2 protein-coding genes are annotated in these 2,757 nt (G+C 48.6%); both read left to right on the forward strand.

Annotation, left to right across the window (positions count from 1 at the left end):
- A partial coding sequence (locus tag BI49514_RS16095; protein ID WP_145996179.1) for a transposase occupies positions 1–201 on the forward strand: 201 nt, incomplete at its 5' end.
- Between the two features lie 641 nt (positions 202–842).
- A complete protein-coding gene (locus tag BI49514_RS16425) occupies positions 843–2,456 on the forward strand; it encodes a hypothetical protein (protein WP_145996250.1) in 1,614 nt (537 codons plus the stop codon).
- Positions 2,457–2,757 lie beyond the last annotated feature (301 nt).

Below are 2,757 nucleotides of genomic sequence, written 5' to 3' on the forward strand. Positions count from 1 at the left end.
ACGTTGAAGCGTCGAGCTGCTGATGTGCTCGCGTTCTTCACCCGACCGGGAACGTCGAACGGTCCCACTGAAGCGATCAACGGCAGACTCGAGCATCTACGCGGGTCCGCGCTGGGATTCCGCAACCTCACGCATTACATCGCGAGGTGTCTGCTCGAGTCCGGTGGCTTCAGACCGGTTCTACACTCTCAATTACGATGAGCCTTCATACCTCAAGGCCCATAATATGTGGAACTAAATACCAATCGTTACCGATGCCAGAAATCAGACCAAGAGCAAATACTAGCGCTCAGCATCCACCATTAGAGTCCCAAGCCGAGGTCGCAAGTTCCACGGAAGACCTCATGCCTCCGCTAACGGGCGCCCACTGACTTGGATATCCAGTTCCCCAACAAACCGTGACACCAAAACATATATACACACTGCTACGGCAGCGATCGGCTCGTCGAACTCATTTCCGACGAAACTAGTTTAACAATCAATCTAACGTCGCTTCATTTACACAATCAACCGCAGACAGCTGCGCACTCAGAGCATACTTATGACTAACCACACGCCGTCCCTCGGACCACAGAGCCGCACGCTGCAGGCACCGAAACGAAAAGAGCAACCGAATGCACGCCTAGATCAGGCCCTAATCAGTTAGACTTCGATACATCCCAATCGGCAAGCTGACGAAAGAACTTCGAGCCTTGACCCAACGAATAATTCGACAAATCGCCACCATTCTAATTGCGATTTTCGTAATAGCATTCATAGCACGGAATCATCAGGAGCTCGGATCCTTCTTTTCAGGCGCTCTTGACTTGGCATGGTGGACCGAAAACAAAATACGTATAACCATGACTATAATTGCTGGAATCGTAGCATACGGCGGACTCAAGACCGCGTTAGCTAGCTACCAGCTAAACCGAAATAATTATGAACTGGCCCGGAGGGCAAGAGTAGCGGGCGTTAGTATATCGTGGAAATATGATTCAGACAAATACTTCACCCCACCTACCGCTACGTTATCGAACACCAATGACTCACTAGTAACCATAGACGAAGTCACCATCTACGGATACGCTTTCCAGACTCACTCTTTTGACCTCCCCAAACAAGACCTACACCCAAAAGATGAAATTACCTTCAAAGTGCCCACCGACTTCTGGTTCGATATCCTCGCAATGACGGACCAGTCGATATCTCGACCAGACGATTACATCGACATCATCGTAGTAATGAGGGATATCGAAAACGTATACTGGTCGCGAGATGCAACACGATTAGTCGATAAAGGATTAATCACCCAAAGAATCGACCAGCTCATTCCGCTACTCACTCGGATCAACCTACGAATTGGCAATATGCTTATAGATCTGCGTCGCTGGTGTTCTGACAAAACATTGAAGATTAGTCCCGTTCCTGCACATTCGACTCCGTTCTGGCTAGCATCGCTTGATCCGCTCGTAGATCAACTCAACTCGTCAACCACCCCGAAGTCGGAGCTAACTGCTATAGTCACAAACCGACAGGTCGCGCCTGGTCGGTCATTTTCTATAGACGCTCCCAGGAACTTTTCATCCAGAGATATTCAATTAGCGTCAATGTATCGCGTCATTTACCCTCCAGACCACGGTTCAATCCCCTATCATTTTCATCAGGGAAAAGCGCTCACGACCGCTGAGTCCATATCCATGGAGAATCTCGAATTTGACTCCACTGGCACGCTGGCTTTTGCACGACAAGGCCGAATGTCTAACACAGATGACGTCGATTCCAATCTTGATCTGAACATTCCAGACGATATACTCGCATACCTGCTTAACGATTATGAGAATCTCGATTCTGCTACACAAATTCTAGGCGCCTATTCAGATTTAACAAACCAGTTCGTCAAAATTCACTCCGGGTTAGAGAATCCGGGACTTTCCAGCTGGCTGACCAGGACCTTCGAACCATTAGACTCTCGCAATTTTCAGGCAGGATCCAAAGTTTCTTCTACAACTAGAGCGCTTATCCAGCGTTTTGATTCACGCCTTAGATTTCCTAATCACGGCGTCGCCGAGATGTGGGTTCCGCGAAGGAATGCCCCCCGACATGTTCCGGCGGTCTCACGTTACGGGAGCGACCTCGCGATATGTTGGCCCCGACATCGCTCCGATCTGACAAATCTAGAATGCGACTCCTCAATCTCTTACATTGAGTTCATTGACGACCGAAACGTGCACCCATACGGCCACCTAGCTGTCGCTACTTCGAAAGACGGTTTAACTTTTCCGTTCCCGACGGTCGTCGACTACAGTTTTTCTCTGGGCTTGAATGAACGTCTATCCCGTGACATTTGCAATTACTATCAATTTAACAGAAGCTCTCTCGATGGTTACCGTGAGGCTGCCGAGAGATTCGCAAAGAGTGTCGATCCTGACGCTACGTTTGTCGATTTTTCAGATTTGGCGAGGTTTATGGGGTAGTAGAATATATGCCGATCCTTTCAAGAGGATATGTACATTCATCCAAATATCTCACTTACCCGACACCGCTACCATCTTTAGCGCTTTCCCGTTGAAACTACTGCCAAGCATGATCGTTTTGTAATCATTCTTGATAAATCGATCCAATTGCTGTCAAATACCGTACGGATTAACTGGCTCTTCGTAATTGAGAGTGTAGATCGGTGATTCCAGGATACGGCGAGTCGCTGCGCGGATAGACGTCGAGGTCTTCCGATGATGGAAGTTCTCACACAATCCATCCGAAAGACCTCGACGTGGC

Source organism: Brevibacterium iodinum ATCC 49514, assembly GCF_900169265.1.
Classification (GTDB): Bacteria; Actinomycetota; Actinomycetes; order Actinomycetales; family Brevibacteriaceae; genus Brevibacterium; species Brevibacterium iodinum.